The sequence below is a fragment of the Lactivibrio alcoholicus genome, assembly GCF_055390895.1.
Window position 1 is genome coordinate 2,297,057 of sequence record NZ_AP042471.1, and the last position, 18,120, is coordinate 2,315,176.

Below are 18,120 nucleotides of genomic sequence, written 5' to 3' on the forward strand. Positions count from 1 at the left end.
GTTTTACGCCCTCCCTTCCGGCGCCATGCGCTCCGACCCGATTCGCGAAAGGGATTCGTCGATCCGTTTCCCCAGATCCTCCAGCCTTTCGGTCTCTTCCGGAGGAATCTCTCTCGCGTGAATCAGTTCCACGAGTTCGTCCATGTTTCGTATCAGCGACAGAGGACATCCTGCGGCCACGAGCTTCTCGGCCGCCCTGTGGAAACGGAGGATCAGATTCAGGATCGCGAATCCCTTTTCGGGCGGGCAGAAGGAATCCGCCCCGAACGCTCCCTGCTGGAGATATCCGTTTCGCAGCAGAGACGCCGTGAGGTCGACGAGACGCTGATCGTTGGGAAGCACGTCTTCTCCGACCAGCCGGATGATCTGCTGGATCTTCTCGTCCTCGGCGAGGATGCTGCGCGCTTCATCCCTGAGACTTCCCCACGAGGCGTCGACGTGCGCTTCGAACCAGGGTTCGACCTCTTCGGCGTATTCGCTGTACGAATCGGTCCAGCTGATGGCCGGGAAGTGGCGCGCGTTCGCGAGCGACCTGTCGAGCGCCCAGAAGCACCGGATGAAACGTTTCGTGTGGCGCGTGACTGGTTCGGTGAAATCTCCGCCCGGAGGAGATACGGCGCCGATGATCGATATGCTTCCGCGTTCGCCGCCGAGCGTCACGACATGTCCGGCGCGCTCATAGAACTCGGCGAGACGCGTCGGCAGGTATGCGGGGAACCCCTCTTCCGCCGGAATTTCCTCGAGACGTCCGGAAATCTCCCGGAGCGCCTCGGCCCATCTGGATGTCGAATCCGCCATCAGGGCGACGTCGTACCCCATATCGCGATAGTACTCCGCGATCGTGATGCCCGTATAGATGGAGGCCTCTCTCGCGGCCACGGGCATGTTCGACGTGTTCGCTATGAGGATCGTTCGCTCCATGAGCGCTCTTCCCGTTCGGGGATCCTCGAGCGCGGGGAATTCCTCGAGAACCTGGGTCATTTCGTTGCCCCGCTCGCCGCACCCGATGTAGACGACGACAGTCGCGTCGCTCCATTTCGCGAGCTGATGCTGCGTGACGGTCTTCCCGGTCCCGAATCCGCCGGGAATCGCCGCGACCCCTCCCTTCGCGATCGGAAAGAGTCCGTCGATCACGCGTTGCCCTGTGACGAGGGGTTCGTCGGGAAGAAGCCGTTCGCCGTAGGGGCGAGGCGTGCGCACCGGCCAGGGGGCCGCCATGCCGATCTCGTGGTTCTTTCCCATCGGATCCCTGATTCGCGCGATGACGTCCGATCCCTTCGCGAAGCCGGACGGGGCGATATATTCGACCTCGCCGGACACGCCGGACGGGACGAGGATTCTGTGGTCGAGCAACGGGGATTCGCGGACCGTCGCGAGGACGATCCCCTGCGTGACCACATCGCCCGCGGAAACGACGGAGCGGATCTCCCACGATCGGGAAAGGTCGAGCTGCGGCACGGAGACGCCGCGGGAGATGAAGTCTCCTTCTTCCTTCAGCAGTGCCGAAAGCGGTCTGCCTATGCCGTCGATAATGCTTCCGACGAGTCCGGGGCCGAGAGTCACGGAAAGCGGACGTCCCGTTCCCTCGACGGATTCCCCCACTCGGAGCCCCTGGGTGTCTTCGTACATCTGGACGAGCGCTTCGTCTCCCTCGAGCCGGACGATTTCGCCGAGCAGGCCGAGCGATCCGACGCGAACGAGCTCCCGCATCGCCCTGTCCCGTGCGCCCAGAATTCTGACGACGGGACCGTTGACGCTGGTAACGCGGCATTCAGGCATCGTCATCGGGAGACCTCGCTAGAGGATGGCCATGAGCCGTTTCGCGACGAGTTCCGCGTGTTCCTGGACGACGACGCTCCAGTCGGCGAGGGACTGGCGTTTCCCGTTCTCCGCGACGAGCCACAGCCCTCCCGTGATCGGTGCGGGATCCGGATCGAAGGAGATCGTCACGCCCCTCCCGGGATCGGAGAGACGCGCCGCGAGCTCCGGGCCGAGGGCGGCATCCGTCGCGGCCAGACGCAACCGGATCGCGTCGCTTCCCGGCAGACTGTCGAGCGCGCTCTTCCCGAGTCCAAAGAGGATATCCCCATAGTCCGGCCTGTTTCTGAACTCGGAACACGCCTGCTGCATCTGTTCGAGGGTCTGAGCCAGAAGCCTGTTCCTGAGCCGGAGCATATCGTGCTCCCGCTCCCGTTCGGCCGTACTGACCTGCCTCTGACGGATTTCAGCGGCGCGTTTCCTCGCATCGTCCGCGATCGAATCGATCATCGAAACGAGGCGGGACTCCTCTTCACGCAGCCATGCTTCGGTTTCCCGCGTCTCCGTTTCCAGGATTCTGTTACGCTCTTCCGCGGCCTGAGTGAGAAGGAGGTTCTTCAGGGCGGAAAGACGTTCTTCCGACATGTCCTGGAATTCGGGTGCCGGGACGCGTTCCTGCTCCGTCATCCGACCTTCACTCCGATCGCGTTCGAAATGTAGCGGGTCAGCGCGTCGTTGCCTCGGACGCTGCCGTGCCGGTCGGGGATTTCCACGAGAAGCGGAAGCTTGCCGCTCTCTCTGAGCTCTCTCGCGAGATCGGGCACGGCCGCAACGGCTTTTTCCGTCATGACGAGGATTCCGAGGTCGCGCATCGAGAGCGCCTGCTGCACCGCGGAACGGGTACCGTCCATCCCCTGTGCGATGACTCCGGTGATGCCTGCCAGTCGGAGCAGGACGAGCGTATCGTGGTTGTCGCTGACCAGGAATGCGCGCATCGCCTACACCTTGCCGAGGATGAGCAGGGAGACGATGATGCCGTAGATTGCGATCCCTTCCGCGAGGCCGAGATAGATGAGTGTCGTTCCCAGCATTTCCGGTTTCTCGCCCACGAGACCGAGGGCGGCTGCGCCGACCATTCCGACCGCGATCCCGGCTGCGATGCAGGCGAGGCCGGTGGAGATCCCGGCCGCGATGAATCCCATGCCCGAAGAGCCATCCGCGGCGACGGTCTCGCCCGCCGCGGATGCGGACGAGACGAACCACGGAACGCACGCCGTGAGCAGAAGCGTAAGGAAGAGCACGGCGGATGCGATCGCGAGAACCGCGTGGGGACGTTTCACGGCATGTCTCCGAAGCCGGAATCCGATGGAAATCACGGCGATACAGACACAGGGAAGCGTGAAGAGCGCATTCACGAGCGACCAACTCCTTTCGTTCCGACAGTCTTTCCTGAAGCCGGGGACGACCATGTGACCGGGATAAACGGACGTCCTCCGCCGGAGAAGAACTTGCCGAAGAACTCGTAGTATTCCAGGCGGAGCGTCTGGATGAAGACGATCAGACCTTCCAGCGAAACGATGAGAATGTGCCCCGCGATCAGGATGAGGAGGCGGGCGATGATGCCTCCCGGAAGGTGCTGGACCATGTCCGCGAGCATGAAAACCGCCATCGAAAGCCCGGCGTGATTCAGGGCGAAGGCGGCGAGACGCATGAACGATGCCGTGTTGCTGACGAAGGAAAGAAGGTGGTGCAGCGTCGAAAACGTATGGACGACCGGGCTTTCCCGATGCTTTTTCCGCGCTTCGCGCCGAACGAGAAAATCCGAGAGCACGTTGCCGAAGAGAACGACGAGAAAGAGTGCGGCGATGGCTCCGCCGACGACGGTTCCGGAAACGGGGAAGGGGTGGCCGGCGAGGATCGCCCACACGGGAAGCGCCATGGTCCAGTAGAGCAGGAGTCCGGCGAGTCCATGTCCGTCGAAGAGCATTTCTCCGAACTCCCGGCGCTTGTATCGGATGCGGATATTGACGAGAATCCCCACACTCAGGGAAATGATTCCAACGGCCATGGCGGCGACGATGAGCGCGTTCGCGTCTTTCATGGGAGAGATCCAGAGCGGACGGAGCAGGTTCTCGGATCCGAAGACGCTGCCGTAAAGCAGGCCGAAAACGAAGGAGGAGACTCCGGACAACGCGAGGATATGCGCGAACGTCGGCTTCATCATTCCCCGCCGTTTCAGCAGTGCGGCCGCTCCTATGAGCATCGGGCCGTGTCCAGCGTCGCCGAACATGAATCCGAAGAAAAAACAGAAACTCAGCGCAACGAGCAGCGACGGATCGGTTTCGCGATACGAAGGAAGGCTGTAGAGCGCCACGATGTCCTGAAACCACCGGACGAACGGCAGATTCCTCAGAAGAGTGGGGATCGTCCGTCCGGAGCGGTCCGCCGCCTGTCCGTCCTCGCTGAGCAGAATGACGTCCGGCGCCTTTTCCTTCAGGTATTCGCGGAGCATCGGCAGCGCGTCCTCCGGGAGCCAGCCCGAGACGACGAACATGTCCCCGAGTTCTCCCCGGCGTCCGCAGAGTTCGTAGACCCGCTGCATACAGTAAACGCGGTTATAGAACAGGTCGAGTTCCTTTCTGTGTCGCCCGAGAAACTCCTTCGCGGCTCTGGTGAGTCCCCCGATCGCGCGTTTGTGGTTTTCGATGCGGTGCCGGAGCGTCTCGAGCCGCCCTTCTTCCGTGTGAACGAGAAGGTCGGCGAGATCGTACCGCGTCATGTAGACCGAATCGAGCATATGGGTGACCTGATCGCGCATTGATGCGGGGGAGAAGACGAAAAACCAGGCCCTGCGCTCCCGCCTGAGAACGGGAACGAGAACGACGGGCAACAGGGGAGCGGATTCCCTCAGTCGGGCGAAGTTGTCTTCCGTGACGCGGCCGAAGAAGACGTCGAACGTCGTTGCGGCAAGTGCCCCGCCGACGACGGAACCCGTATCCGACAGGGATTCGACGAAAAGAGACGCGGCCTGAAGTTCTTCCATCTCTTCGACGAGCTGTTGGCGGCGCTTTTCCCAAAGGGTCAGCCGCTCGGCCGTCGCTCGGATTCCCGAACGAGCATCGTCGAGCGGAAGGAGTCCGGTAACCTTGCCGAAGTCGGGTTGGGGAAGGGGTTCCCCCGCCGTGTCCCACACGGAACGCAACTGACCGAGAATCTCCTCGTACGGGTTGTCGCGCCCGGGCCGAACGCGCGAAAGCGTCGTCCGGTCCGTCATGAGCAGATCGAGCGGGACGGGCTGGAATCGTCCGGTCGCGAGGAGACGGAGCGCCACGCTCTCGACGGATTGTCTGGGGCCGACGAGAGTGACGCCGGACATTCGCACGATGCTCATGCGGGATTCACCTCCGCCTCGATGTCGCGCGACAGGAATCGGCGCGCGGAAGCGCGGTCGAGCCGATATCGGACATCCTCGATAATTGTGATGATGTCGAGGATTTCGATTTCGAGCAGCACGAGCCACGCGAGAACGACATGGATGCCTGGGGTCCCGCTGTCGCGGACCCTGCAGGCGGTGTTTCGGATCAGGCGATACATGGAAGCTTCCAGGGCCATCTCCTCGATCTCGTTGCGCTTCGCCGGAATGGTGGAAAAAACGGACGCGTAATGCGACGACTCGATCAACGAACGGAATGAGTCGGGCGATTCCGCCCGGGCGAGCGCCGAAAGGAGTCTGAACGGCGCCCTGTACCTCAGGCGGAGCAGCCGTCCGATGATTTCCTCGGGAGAGAGACCGAAAAAGCGCTTCGCGCGATAAATCCAGTACATGTTCAGGAGGTCCGCCCTGGTTCCGAGAAGAAGCAGAAGCTGCCGCTTCTCTTCGCCTCCCAGCGGAGCGAAGGAAGCGGTGAGAGCGTCGATGACGGACGTGTCGATCGCCATTTCTGCGGAAAAGAGCGTCTCTCCCTGGCGTCGCATCCGCCGGAGGGGTTCTTTCAGGACCTCGTGGAAGGGAGAACCGGAGAGCGCCGCGAGAACGTCTTCGATCGATTCGGCGGAGAGAAGACGTTCTCCGTCGACCGACGTGAGAGGAACTTTCGCGACCATGCGGCCGAGTATTTCCCGTTCTCCTCCCTGCGCCTGGACGAAGCGGAGGACGCGCTTGATCACGTCTCCGTCGAAACGGGCCTTCCACGACAGGAGGATTCTCCTGCGAACGGGGTCCGCGTAGTGAAGAAACGGAAGCATTCTGGCGAACGGGACGAGATAGAGGCGCGCCTCAAGATCCGATCTGTGAAGCGTCTCGGGATGGGCGTCCCCGAAGACGTCTCCGTATCCGGAGACGCCGGACAGACAGACGGCGATCTCTCCGACCGTCGCGCACGCGAGCAGGGTCCGAAAGAGTTCGTTGGTCATCAGGGTTCCCGAAAGGGTTCGTGCCTTGACGGAAATGGCGGCGCGGATCCCGAAGCTTGAAATGCTCATTGCGCCGAGCTCTTCGATACCAGGGAAACGGCGATCTCGAGCGCGAGAGCGGAAACGACGGAATCCGCACGTTCGCGGAACCTGTCTTCCGCACGGGAGCGATCCCGCGCGCCAAGCTGCAGGATCTGCGTCGCTTCCGCCTCTCCTGCGGTCCGTGCGTTCTCGATGATCGTCCGTGCCTGTTCCCGCGCTTCCGCTATACGCGCCTCGCGATCCGAGGCGAAACGTTGCCGCGCTTCCTGTCGTTTCACGGCTGCGGTTCTTTTGGCCTCCTCGACGATCGATTTCGCCTGATCTTCCGTCGCGATCAGCGTAGACAATACCTCCCGCAGATTCATCTTTTCCTCTTTGCCTCCTTTCGCCGGAGGAGTTTCTGCGCAGTCTTCATCCGCACGAAATCCTCTCGTTCCGCTTCTTCCAGCGATCCGGCGATCCTGGCCATATCCGCCTTCAGCCCGGGTATGACGACCTTTTCGAGCGCATTGACCCGCCGCCACGTCTTGCGGATATGGACCGCGAGGCGGTAGACGCTCGTTTCGACCTCGGCAAGACGCGCGATAAGGGAACAGACTTCCCTCGCCCTGAAAAACGCCATATCGAGCGAAGCCGAGGTCCCGTACCAGGAGTAGCATGGGAAAGGGGTGGAGGAAACGGGGTCCACGTCCGGAATCTCGGCTCCCATCACGGCATGGAGCCGGATCGTGAAATCCGATGTCTCGGGAACGGAGTGCGCGATGTCCTCGACGGTGTCGATGCCGAGCGAAAGTCCGGCCGTCTGGAGGCTCGCGTACGCCTTTTCGAAGAGACGGCGGGTAGTCCGCTGGATTTCCCCGGCCTCGTGAATACGTCGGGACAGTTCCATCATAAGGACCTGTCGCTTCCGTTCGAGGATGTCGTGGCCGCGAAGCGCGAGGGTGAGCGCGCTTCCTGCCCGGACGAAGGCCCCTCTCGTAGGTGGCGTTTTCCGCATGCGTTTCCCCCCCGATACGTCGCATTATACCCCCGCGCGCACTTTCCGGTTGCGTAACGCGCGCGAAAAGATACAATACTTCTACATGATCGTGATGCACCGTCAATCTCAAGGAGGTGGGTACGAATGAGGCGGAATATCCGAGGTCTCCAGATCGTCCTTCTCGCACTATGTATCCTTCCTGCCGCTGCCTTTGCGGCGGGAACGCCGCTCAAACCGGCGGACGCGCTGCTCCCATGGACGGCGGAGTCCCAGTATCTCGTGGGACACGTCGAAAACGTCCCGGAACTGGCGAAAACGGTCCTCTCATGGAGCGCGCTCTCCGGTGACGCGTCCGAGGAACTCGGACTCGAAGAGGCGAGGGCGATCATCGATCAGCTCCCCTTCGTTTCCGTGGCGGCCGGCGGAGGCATCGGCAAGGGAGTCCTTCATGCCCACATCGCGGCGACCGTGAAGGAATCCTTCCAGCCCATGCTTGGCAGGATGGTGACGGGAACTCTTACGTCGGATGACAAGGGCACCTTCGGAGCTTTCGGCATCCAGCTCGAAGGGCCGTTTTCTCCGAGAGAGAACGTTTCCGTCTATCGGGTTCAGGGACTCTCCTTCGGTCCCATAGGGTTCTATGTCGGCGCGAAGGAAAACCTCCTGCTCATGGGATTCACGGCCGACGAAGTGCTTGCGTGCATGGACGCGCTTGCGGATCCCGCGAAACGGATCAACGTGCCGCGTGCCTTCAGGGAACCGAACTTCTTCCTGTTCAACGACAACGGCCTGCTCCAGATGGGGCTCCTCGCCGGCGGTGTCCCCGTGCTTCTGAGGGACGTCGTTCATTTCGAGGCGGCCTTCGGCATGAAGGGCGACGACTGGTCGGCCGGAATATCGACGAACCTCGCGAAGGCGATGTTCAGCGCCGAGGATCTCGCGAAGTTCGCTCCCGTAAAGACCCAGCCGTTGCTGATCGGCGGGGGAAGCGTCGTCTCCGTGATGCACACTCCGCTCGTGTTCGACCAGTTCCGCCGCTCGCTGCTCCAGTATGGCGGCGAGGAGGGGGCGGACGCCTACAAGGAGATCACCGAAGGCATCAGGCAGTTCGGGCTCGAAGAGGACGACCTCAGGAATCTGCTGACGGGAACCGTGACCGCCGTGATCGGCGGCACGGCGAACTACGCCGGAACGGCCGGCCCCGGAGCCTACGTGGTCCTGAACGGACAGGGCGACGCGGCGAAGAAGGTCTACGACGCCCTGACCGGTGTGGTTTCCGGTCTCGGCGCGCCTATGGAACAGCCGAAAGTCGAGGGATGGGACTCCGTGACCGCACTCGACATGATGGGAACGCTGACCTTCGCGGTCAAAGGCCCGACGCTGCTTCTCGGCGTCCTAGACGCGAAGCAGCTCGCGTCTCCGGCGAAGCCGTCGCAGGAACTCGCGACGCTTCTCGCCCGGAACGATCTCTACGGGTGGATCTTCCTCGACAACCAGGAGCTCCTCAAAGAGCTTCTCAACGTCGTGAAGAATCGCGAACACTGGCGGCAGTTCATGGGGTCGGATACCGACGACGTGATGAAGGGAATCTTCACGATCCGCGACGCGGTCGCGAGAATGCGTTCCTTCCGGCTCGAGGCGTCCGGTCTCGATACCGTCCGGATGATTGTCGGCATGGTTGTCCCCGGAGGAGATGTCGAGAAGGCTTGGATGGAAGCGGCCTCGGCGTGGAAGACGGATGTCGAGATGCGCCGCAAGGCCCTCGAAAACGCGAAGGAAGCTCCGAAGGATCTCCAGAAGAACCCCAAAAAGGACGAGAAGAAGTCGAACTGACCTGCCCTGACGGGCAGGCACCTCGCTGAACTTCACACTCGGGACGACGAACGACAGGCGCCTGCTCATGTGCGAGCATGGCGCCTGTCGTGATTTTCGCCGGGGAAGCGACCGACCCTTCGGGCGGGGGCGGAAAAAGAGGTGATCCAAAAGGAAGCTGCGGTCGGTCGGAGGATGACGGAATGAGTATTGAAGGCTCCGGAGTCGAATCCGTCCGGGCCGATCGCCCGGACGGAAACAACGGGAGGAGAGACGACAGATGGCGAAGATGAACCCGTTCGAGATGTTCCTGAAACAGGTGGACGAGGCGGTTCCGTACCTGAGTGTGGAACAGGAGTACATCGATATCCTCAAGGAACCGAAGGAAGTTCTGGAGGTCAGCATTCCACTGAAACTGGACGACGGGACGATCCAGATGGTCAAGGCATGGAGATCGCATCACAACAACGCGCTGGGGCCGTACAAGGGAGGGGTCCGGTACCATCCGAACGTTTCGCGCGAGGAGGTGACGGCGCTCTCCGCATGGATGTCGATCAAATGCGCCACGGCGATGCTTCCCTACGGAGGGGGTAAGGGCGGCGTGCGCGTCTCGCCGCACGACCTCACGAAGAACGAGCTCGAGCGCCTGAGCCGGGCGTACGCTCTCGCGATCGTCCGTTTCACGGGAACCGACGTCGACGTCCCCGCCCCGGACGTCTACACCGATCCGCAGATCATGTCCTGGTTCATCGACACTTACGAGAAGATCGTCGGCAGGAGCGAGCCCTCCTGCTACACCGGCAAGCCCATCGCGCTCGGAGGATCGCTCGGGCGCGGCGACGCGACCTCGAGAGGCGGGATGTACGTACTCCGCGAGGCGCTCAGAGAGCTGAGACTTCTGGGGAAACCCCTCACGGCGGCAATCCAGGGATTCGGAAATGTCGGCGGTAACGCCCACAAGCTCTTCGGGGAGATCGGGATAACGATTGTCGGAGCCGCTGACAGCAAGGGAGGCGTCTATAACCCGAAGGGGCTCGAATACGCGCCCCTCGTCGCGCACAAAAAGAACAGCGGAACGGTCGCGGACTATCCGGAGGGCGATCGCGTCACGACGGACGACATCCTCGAACTGCCCGTCGATATCCTCATTCCGGCAGCGCTTGAGGGCGTGTTGACCGAAACGAACGCGAGCAGGATAAAGACGAAGATCGTTCTCGAGCTTGCGAATGGTCCCACGACGCCTGCGGCGGAACAGATACTCACCGACAACGGGGCGCTCGTGATCCCCGACGTCCTCGCGAATTCCGGGGGCGTGACGGTGAGCTGTTTCGAGTGGATCCAGGGGCGATCGGGAGACTACTGGACCGAGAAGACCGTTCACGAAAAGCTCGACGAGCGGCTTTCGATGGCTTTCCGCGAGATCTGGGAGATCAGAAAACAGCACAATATCCGCATGCGACAGGCGGCATACGTCCGGGCCATAAGCAGAATTGTCCTGGCCATGCGCTTCCGGGGAATCTGGCCCTGATCGGCGCACGGCAGTCTGAATACAGGCTGTAAACGCCAGGAGGGGAGAGGAACGTCTTCCTCTCCCCTCCCATTTTCTCCCGTTGTCCTTTCAGCGCAGAAAGACGCTGCCGGTCTCGCTCTCTCCATCCATGTATGCGGCGAACATTCCCCTGTAGATACGGACTGCGGGGTGGTTTCCCTTCGTGTATGGTTTCCCGTCGAACCATTCTTTCGCGTATTCGTTGCGGGGTTCCCCGGCGAAGACGGGCAGGTAGAGGATTTCGTCGACGTCCATGTCGAGGAAGAAGTGCGTTCCGTAGGAAAGCTCGGGCGTGAAATCGCGCTCGCGAATGCCGATTTCGACGATGCACCCCGCGTTGCACAGTTCGTCGTACTGGACAGGGACGCCGAGATCAGGGTTCGTGCTGCCCCATCGTCCCGGACCGACAAGAACGTAGCGGCTGCCTTCGAGCTGCCGGTTGATCCGGCCGATCTCGCGGGCGATCTCGTGATTGCGTCCATCGGTTCCGTACAGATCCGGATCCACGTAGACGAGCCACTTGGTCCGCTCGATCATCCCCGTGCTCACCATTCTGTCGCCCCGCAGAAGCACCCGGTCCTGCGGAATGTCCGGCGCGACGACGCGGGCCGTTTCGGAATACGCGGCGAGAGGCCTGAGTTGAATCAGGTGCAGGATACGATCCTCCGTGTCGTAGGTGAACTCGATGTCGACGGGCATTCCCATGGCGCTCTCGAGGTACGCCAGGAGGTTGCGCACGAGCCGGAAAAAGTGCGGATGCTTGCCGGGAAACGACGAAAACGAAAAGACCGGACGCGACGTCGCCGTCTGGGTATATCCGGCCCAGTAGAGCAGATTGTCGGCGAAGACCTCGACGAACGAATGGACGGATTTGTGTCGTGAGAGGATAAACGGGAGATACTGTCCGAGGGATCCGGTCATGAAGCTCCCGAAGGTCCGGTCGATATAGTCGAACTCGGTCTGCGCGGCGCGCGCGATGTCCCGGGGCTGATTGCCCTCGGGGCGCAGATCGGGGTTCGTGAGGTAGAAGACCCGCGCGTTCGACCGCTCGACGGTCCGGGTTCCGAGACCGAAGCACAGGCGAACAACTCCGTCCTCCTTCCGGACGCGCGGGGTCGGACGCCGGTAGACGCGGGAAAACGCCGCTCCCGCGAGCTCCGGATAGTAAAGGTCGTCGCGGAGCGTCCCCATGATCGGCTGGATCAGGACAGCCATCGCCTCGTCCCGGTCGCGACAGCCGTGCTTCGCCCTGTAGGCGCGGGGGGCGGGCTTGAACAGGGAGGCCCAGACCGTCCGCAGAGAGTCCCCGATCTCCCGCATCCGGCGGACGGGAGTTCCGGTATTGGCCGAAAAGCACGTGTCGTACTTTCCCGCGAAAGACAGCCGGATCGAGTCCTCGAGGACCGAACTCGAACGGATGGCCACGGGCGCATCGCCGAGCTTCGCGAGCCCGCGTCCGATGTCGGCCGTGAGGCTTTCGCGGAAACGTCCCTTCGAAAAAGCGATGGCGATCCGTGTCCAGTCGGGCTCGTCGTACACCCAGTCCATCGCGTTGTCGGCCAGAAAACCGAGGAATACGTCGGCTCCGACCGCCAGCGTTACGGGAGGGAAACGAACCGATGCCGACAATGCGTTTTCCGAAAGAGCCCGGTGGGCGAACGCGAGCCCTCTGGCCTTGCCGCCGACCGGACCGCACCCGAGAAGCCACCTTTTTTCGGCATAGAACGGCGTTGCGTCGAAACGGAAGAAGAACTCGCGGTTTTCCGACTCCGGCATGATACTCCCTCCCGATCATCGTTCGTTCCGGCCGGCGCGGAGGGAGACGAACCGGGATCGAAGGGCCTGCCGCATTATTGTTCCCCCGTGTTTTTGCCGGGGACACGTGTATGATATAATTCCGAACCGGACGAAACAACAGTCCGAACGATCGATGACAAGGAGGTGTGCGCGCCCATGGTCCGGGTATTCCGGTGACGGTGTGAATCGGCAATGCACGGGATGCATTCATCGCAGACAACGCTGTCGGCTGACCGACGGACGCCCGCACCGACCGGATATCGTCCTTCCCGATTCTGTATCGCCTCCTGTCGCTGAACGGTCGATCCGTTCCCCCTTTCTGTCGTACGTCGATTTCCCTGTAGCCGCACGGTACGCGTCATACCGGCCGCGTCGTCTCTCGCTCCCGAAGCCGCGCCTGTCGCCGGGCGTTGGCGGGCGCCGTACGCGCGCGCCCCGATACTGATGATCGCGCAGCGATCGAAGGAGATGACTCGTATGGCGGACTATCACAGGATGTGGGAATCCCTCGGCATGGACCTGCCGACGCATGACCTTCTCTGCGACGCGCTTCCTCCCATGTTCGAGGAGCACTTCCTCGGACAGGAGAAACGCCCCGAAGGAATGGGCTACTACAACATGGTCATCGCGGAGGTCCACGGACTCCGCATTCAGGAGCTCATCGAACACAAGTTCCGGGGAGAAAAGATCATCGGTTCGTTCTGCATCTTCGTTCCGGAGGAGATCATTCTCGCGCTCGGCGGGGTTTCCGTCGGGCTCTGCGCCGGGTCGCAGTTCTGGGTTCCGGCGGGAGAGGCGGCGCTGCCGCGCAATCTCTGCCCCCTCATCAAGGCGGGAGTCGGCGCGAAGCTTTCCCGAACCTGCCCCTACTTCCAGTCGGTCGACCTCATCGTGGGGGAAAACACCTGCGACGGCAAGAAGAAGGCGTGGGAGATCCTCGGCGACCACGTCCCCATCCACGTCATGGACCTTCCGAACACCAAGAGCCCCGCTGGATTCGCGCTCTGGCGCGCCGAAATCGACGAACTCGTCCGCGTGCTCGGGGAGAAGACCGGCAACCGACTGACCTCAGAGGGGCTCCGGAAAGCGATCGACGTCGTGGACCGGAAGCGAACGGCTCTCTCGCGCCTTTACGACGCGCGAAAGGCGACGCCATCGCCGATCTCCGGAAAAGACGCCCTTCTCGTGAGTCAGATCGCGTTCTACGACGACCCCGAGCGTTTCATCGCGAAGACGAACGAACTCGCGGACGAGTGCGAGAAGCGCGTCGCGAGCGGCGAGAGCCCCTTCGCGGCGAACGCCCCGCGCATTCTCGTTACGGGGACGCCGATCGTCGTCCCGAACTGGAAGATTCACCACCTCATCGAGACGAGCGGCGCTTCCGTCGTCGTCGAGGAAAACTGCACCGGAACGCGGTATTTCGAGCAGCGTGTCGGAACGGACGCGTCCGATGTCCCGGGGATGATCGACGCGATCGCGCACCGCTACTTCGATCACATCAACTGCGCATGCTTTACGCCGAACGGCACCCGAGCCGACGATATCGTTCGCCTCGCGCGGGAATACAAGGCAGACGGAGTCGTCAACGCGAACCTGAGCTTCTGCACGACCTATCAGGTCGAGGCCGAAAAGCTGCGGAAGCGTATGCAGGCCGAGAATATTCCTTTTCTTGCCTTCGAGACCGATTATGCGCCCGGCGACGAGGGGCAGCTCAAAACGAGGATCGAAGCCTTCCTTGAAGGTCTTCGCTGACCGAAGAACGGCACGACGATGCTCCGGACGGACGCCGTCTACGCCGTGTTCGGGTCGCACACCGACGGCATGAGGTTCCACGAATCCCTCGTACGTGCGGGGATTCCCCACGACATCTGTCCGACGCCGCGGGATCTCGACGCGAGCTGCGGCATCGCGCTCCGCTTCCACGCGGACGTCGCCGGCGCGGTGGAACGTATCGCAAACGAATGTCCGGTTCCGGTCAGGGTCTTGCGCCGGAGCCGGATGACGAATACAGACGGCGGCGACGCCGGGAAGGGAGCATGAAGCATGGTGCGAATCGATGCGATGGGAAAGGACTGTCCGCAGCCCGTGATGATGACCAGGGCGGCCGCGGACAACGGCGCGGGGGAGCTGGAGGTCATCGTGGACAACCAAGTCGCCGTTTCCAACGTCGAGAAGTATCTCCGGAGCCGGGGGTATGAGACGACCCGTGCCGGCGCGGCGGGGAGATTCACGGTGTATGGCAGGAAGACCGGCGAGGCGGTCTCAGAGGCTGCGGCCGATTGTACGTGCTCGCCTGAAGCGCCCGGAGGCGGCGACTATGCCGTGCTGATCCTCGCGAAGACGCTCGGGAGCGAGTCTCCCGAACTCGGGGACGTCCTCATGAAAGCGTTTCTCGGGACGCTTGCGCAACGGAAGGATTTGCCAAGGGTCGTCGCGCTCATGAACGGCGGCGTCTTCCTCGCGCTGCCCGAGCACTCCACGTGCGACACGCTGAAGGAAATGGAGGCGAAGGGCGTTACGATCCTCGTCTGCGGCACCTGCGCGAAGCACTTCGGCGTGACGGACGCCGTCGGTGTCGGAAGCATCTCCAACATGTTCGAGATCACGGAGGCGGTCTTCGCGGCGTCGAAAAACATCGTGATCGGATAGACCGCGAAGGCTGCGCAGCTTCAGACCGGCCCGGTATTTCACGGAGACGCTCCGATACGTGCGGGGACGTGTTGCGCCAGAAACGCGGCGTCCCGTGAAACTGCGTCCCGCAAAATTCAGTTGAAGACGAACGGAAACACACTATCGAACCACAGGGAGGACATTCATATGACGACGAAAAATCTCATCCGCACCCTCGCCGCCTTCGCGGCGGCCGCAACGCTGGCCGTGCAGGCGGAGGCGGCGACGTTCATCAACATCGCGACGGCCAGTACCTCGGGATCGTATTATCCCATCGGCTCCGTCATGGCCAAGATCTGGAACGACGCTGTCAAGGACATGAAGGCTGGCGTCCAGACGACGGGCGGTACGGTGCACAACATCCAGCTCATGGGAAACAAGGAGGCCGACGTGGCCTTCATGGACGGCGTCTCCATCCCGGCATACAGGGGCGAGGGCAAGTACGAAGGCAAGCCGCAGACGTTCATCCGCGCGATGGTTCCGCTGTTCCCCGAGGCGCTCCAGCTCATCGTCGCGAAGGACAGCGGCATCAGGACGTTCGCCGACTTCAGGGGCAAGCGCGTCTCCATCGGAGCGGTCGCGAGCGGAACCGAGGTCATGGCCAGGCAGCTTCTGACCGCGGCGGGGATCGATCCCGACAGAGACATCGCGCCCGAGCGCCTGAGCATCGCCGACACCGCGAAGGCCTTCGCCGACAAGCGCATCGACGCGGCCGTCTTCGTGGGATCCCTCGGAGTTCCCGGCGTCGTGGAGATCACCACGCTCGGCCTCGTCGACTTCCTTGATGTCCCGGACGACGTCCTGGCGAAGGTCCTCAAGGATCTGACGGCGTGGGACAAATTCGTCATTCCGGCGAACACGTACAAGGGGCAGACGAAGGATGTCGTCGGATACGCGAGCTGGAACATGCTCACCGTCCGCGACGACCTGGATGCGAACCTGGTCTATGAGATGACGAAGGCGCTCTACGAGCACAAGGATGCATTGATCCAGAATGCGCCGAAGATGAGCGGAATGACCTTTGAAAATGTCGCGCACATCATGCTGCCGCTGCACCCGGGCGCCGAGAAGTACTATCGCGAAAAGGGCGCAGTGAAGTAGAAGGTGAGGCCATGAACCGGCGGGACAGCGACACGGCGCGAGGAATAGAAACGGAGGAGGCGTCAGCGCTTTCGGGCCCGCGCCGGCGCATGCGGGCCGGGGTATCGGGAACACTGCTGACGCTGTGGCTTGTCGCCATGTCCTGCTTCCACCTCTACACGGCCGGATTCGGTCTGATGCCGACGGAAATTCACCGTGCGATCCACCTCTTTTTCGTTCTGACGGCGGTGTTCGTTCTCTATCCCGCCGCGCCGGGACGGAACGAGAACGCTTCATGGTTCGACTGGCTGTTGGCGCTTCTTGCCGGCGTCGGCGTCGGATACCTCGTGATCGCGCACGACGCCATCATGGAGCGTGGGGCGCTCGTGCAGCCGCACGAACTCTGGCTTGGTCTGCTGACGTTCGTTCTCGTCCTGGAAGCCGGGAGAAGGGTGACGGGGAACGTCCTCCCGTGCATCGCCCTCGCGGCGCTGCTCTATTGTTTTCTTGGCCGGTATATGCCCGGGATTCTCGCGCACAAGGGGTTTTCGCTCTCCCGGGTGGTGCAGCAGATGTACCTGACGACGGAGGGAATCCTCGGAATCGCGCTTGGCGTATCGAGCACCTACGTGTTTCTCTTCATCCTCTTCGGAGCGTTTCTGGGCGCGAGCGGCGGGGCGCGTTTCTTCAACGACCTCGCGCTCTCGCTGGCGGGGAGGAGTCCCGGTGGTCCGGCGAAGGTCGCGGTGGTGGCGTCCGGTCTTCTCGGGACGATCAACGGGTCGTCCGTGGCGAACGTCGCCACGACGGGAACCTTTACGATCCCGCTCATGAAGAAGATCGGCTGCCGGCCGGAATTCGCCGGAGCCGTGGAGGCGACGGCCTCGACCGGGGGGCAGCTCATGCCTCCGATCATGGGCGCGGGCGCCTTCATCATGACGGAGTTCCTGGGCGTTTCGTATCTCACGATCGCCGCGGCTGCGCTATTCCCGGCGATCCTCTATTACCTTTCGATCTATTGCAACGTGGATTTCAACGCGCGCCGGAACGCCCTCGGCGCGCTGCCGCCGGACGCGGTCCCGAACGCGCGGCTGGTCCTGCAGCGCGACGGGCATCTGCTTTTGCCCGTGATCGTCGTGATCGCGCTGTTGCTCCGGAAGTACACGCCTTTGACGGCGGCCTTCTGGGGCGTCTGTTCGACCGTTGCGTGCAGCGCGTTGCGGCGTCATACGCGGATGTCGTTCCGGGCGATATGGGACGCACTGGCGGAAGGAGCGCGGGAAGGTCTTGGCGTGGCGGTCGCGTGCGCCCTCGTCGGATTCGTCGTCGGGACGGCTGCGCTGACGGGCGTCGGCCTGGCGATCTCGAACAACATCGTCGGCCTGGCGGGAAACAGCCTTTTCCCGACGCTCTTTTTCTCGATGGCGGCGTGTCTCGTCCTCGGGATGGGGCTTCCGACCACGGCGAACTACATCGTCACGAGCACCGTCGTCGTCCCGGCGCTGGCGGCGCTGAAGGTCCCCCTGCTGGCCGCGCACCTGTTCGTGTTCTACTTCGGCATTCTCGCGGACGTGACGCCGCCCGTGTGTCTCGCCTCGTTCACGGCCGCGGGGATAGCCGGAGCGAGTCCGTCGATGACGGGGAAAACGGCGTTTTTTATGGCGATTCCCGCGTTCGTTATCCCGTATGCGTTCGTCTACAGTCCGGAAATGCTGCTGCAGGGGACCTCTCTCTTCGGGACGACGGCCGTTCTCGCTCTCTCCGCGCTCGGCGTCGTCGTCGTCGCGTTGGGCGCGCAGGGGTGGTGCTTCCGGAATATCGACATTCCCGACCGCGCGGCCTTCGCCGCGGCGGGGCTCGCCCTGCTGACGCCGTTCCCGGCCGCGAGGACGGCCGGGCTGGGTGTACTGGCGCTGTTGCTGTTCCGGTCTCTCCGCGCCGTGCGGCGCGCAGCGGCTGATGTTTCCCGGGAGGGGCTCTGAGAGGAAAAACCAAAGCTCCTCTGCGTGTACAGTGATAT

16 protein-coding genes are annotated in these 18,120 nt (G+C 62.6%); 7 read left to right on the forward strand and 9 right to left on the reverse strand.

From position 1 onward, the window contains the following. Positions 1-3: 3 nt before the first annotated feature. The 8 genes from ACZ5IU_RS10530 to ACZ5IU_RS10565 are packed head-to-tail and all read right to left on the reverse strand — an operon-like array spanning position 4 to position 7,210. Positions 4-1,779, reverse strand: a complete 1,776-nt coding sequence (locus tag ACZ5IU_RS10530) for a V-type ATP synthase subunit A (protein ID WP_464421895.1) — start codon at positions 1,777-1,779, stop codon at positions 4-6. 18 nt (positions 1,780-1,797) lie between these two features. Continuing rightward, on the reverse strand, positions 1,798-2,445 hold the full coding sequence (locus tag ACZ5IU_RS10535) for a V-type ATP synthase subunit E family protein (RefSeq protein ID WP_464417045.1): 648 nt from the start codon (positions 2,443-2,445) through the stop codon (positions 1,798-1,800). Beyond that, complete coding sequence (locus ACZ5IU_RS10540) at positions 2,442-2,753, reverse strand: V-type ATP synthase subunit F (protein ID WP_464417047.1); 312 nt, start codon at positions 2,751-2,753, stop codon at positions 2,442-2,444. Before ACZ5IU_RS10540 ends, ACZ5IU_RS10535 begins: the two co-directional genes overlap by 4 nt. Positions 2,754-2,756: 3 nt before the next feature. Continuing rightward, the gene (locus ACZ5IU_RS10545) at positions 2,757-3,173 is read right to left on the reverse strand and encodes an ATP synthase subunit C (protein ID WP_464417049.1); all 417 of its coding nucleotides are present in this window, start codon (positions 3,171-3,173) and stop codon (positions 2,757-2,759) included. After that, positions 3,170-5,149 carry a V-type ATP synthase subunit I gene (locus ACZ5IU_RS10550; protein WP_464417051.1) on the reverse strand — a complete coding sequence of 660 codons (1,980 nt, stop codon included), beginning with the start codon at positions 5,147-5,149 and terminating at the stop codon, positions 3,170-3,172. Before ACZ5IU_RS10550 ends, ACZ5IU_RS10545 begins: the two co-directional genes overlap by 4 nt. Next, a complete protein-coding gene (locus ACZ5IU_RS10555; protein WP_464417053.1) occupies positions 5,146-6,240 on the reverse strand; it encodes a V-type ATPase subunit in 1,095 nt (364 codons plus the stop codon). The genes ACZ5IU_RS10550 and ACZ5IU_RS10555 overlap by 4 nt, the downstream gene beginning before the upstream one ends. Continuing rightward, entirely contained in the window at positions 6,237-6,578 is a 342-nt protein-coding gene (locus ACZ5IU_RS10560; RefSeq protein WP_464417055.1) for an ATPase, read from the reverse strand. The genes ACZ5IU_RS10555 and ACZ5IU_RS10560 overlap by 4 nt, the downstream gene beginning before the upstream one ends. Further along, complete coding sequence (locus ACZ5IU_RS10565) at positions 6,575-7,210, reverse strand: V-type ATP synthase subunit D (protein WP_464417057.1); 636 nt, start codon at positions 7,208-7,210, stop codon at positions 6,575-6,577. The genes ACZ5IU_RS10560 and ACZ5IU_RS10565 overlap by 4 nt, the downstream gene beginning before the upstream one ends. 126 nt (positions 7,211-7,336) lie before the next feature. Here ACZ5IU_RS10565 and ACZ5IU_RS10570 point away from each other — a divergent pair, with 126 nt between their 5' ends. Both ACZ5IU_RS10570 and ACZ5IU_RS10575 read left to right on the forward strand, forming a co-directional pair. Next, the gene (locus ACZ5IU_RS10570; RefSeq protein ID WP_464417059.1) at positions 7,337-9,025 is read left to right on the forward strand and encodes a hypothetical protein; all 1,689 of its coding nucleotides are present in this window, start codon (positions 7,337-7,339) and stop codon (positions 9,023-9,025) included. 259 nt (positions 9,026-9,284) lie between these two features. Beyond that, entirely contained in the window at positions 9,285-10,532 is a 1,248-nt protein-coding gene (locus tag ACZ5IU_RS10575) for a Glu/Leu/Phe/Val family dehydrogenase (RefSeq protein WP_464417061.1), read from the forward strand. A 90-nt stretch (positions 10,533-10,622) separates the two neighbouring features. Here the strand turns inward: ACZ5IU_RS10575 and ACZ5IU_RS10580 are convergent, their stop codons facing one another. After that, positions 10,623-12,329 (reverse strand): PEP/pyruvate-binding domain-containing protein, encoded by a 1,707-nt coding sequence (locus ACZ5IU_RS10580; RefSeq protein ID WP_464417063.1) that lies wholly within the window; start codon positions 12,327-12,329, stop codon positions 10,623-10,625. A 498-nt stretch (positions 12,330-12,827) separates the two neighbouring features. Between ACZ5IU_RS10580 and ACZ5IU_RS10585 the strand changes: the two genes are divergently transcribed. The 5 genes from ACZ5IU_RS10585 to ACZ5IU_RS10605 all read left to right on the forward strand — a co-directional run bounded on the left by ACZ5IU_RS10585 (position 12,828) and on the right by ACZ5IU_RS10605 (position 18,082). Continuing rightward, positions 12,828-14,102, forward strand: a complete 1,275-nt coding sequence (locus tag ACZ5IU_RS10585) for a double-cubane-cluster-containing anaerobic reductase (RefSeq protein WP_464417065.1) — start codon at positions 12,828-12,830, stop codon at positions 14,100-14,102. A gap of 18 nt (positions 14,103-14,120) precedes the next feature. Then, complete coding sequence (locus tag ACZ5IU_RS10590; protein WP_464417067.1) at positions 14,121-14,390, forward strand: putative Se/S carrier protein; 270 nt, start codon at positions 14,121-14,123, stop codon at positions 14,388-14,390. A 3-nt stretch (positions 14,391-14,393) separates the two neighbouring features. After that, complete coding sequence (gene yedF, locus ACZ5IU_RS10595) at positions 14,394-14,999, forward strand: sulfurtransferase-like selenium metabolism protein YedF (protein WP_464417069.1); 606 nt, start codon at positions 14,394-14,396, stop codon at positions 14,997-14,999. 168 nt (positions 15,000-15,167) lie between these two features. Next, positions 15,168-16,121, forward strand: coding sequence for a TAXI family TRAP transporter solute-binding subunit (locus ACZ5IU_RS10600; protein ID WP_464417071.1), 954 nt, complete (start codon positions 15,168-15,170; stop codon positions 16,119-16,121). 11 nt (positions 16,122-16,132) lie between these two features. Next, positions 16,133-18,082: a TRAP transporter permease gene (locus ACZ5IU_RS10605; protein WP_464417073.1), complete on the forward strand. Its 1,950-nt coding sequence runs from the start codon at positions 16,133-16,135 to the stop codon at positions 18,080-18,082. The last annotated feature ends 38 nt before the right edge of the window (positions 18,083-18,120 follow it).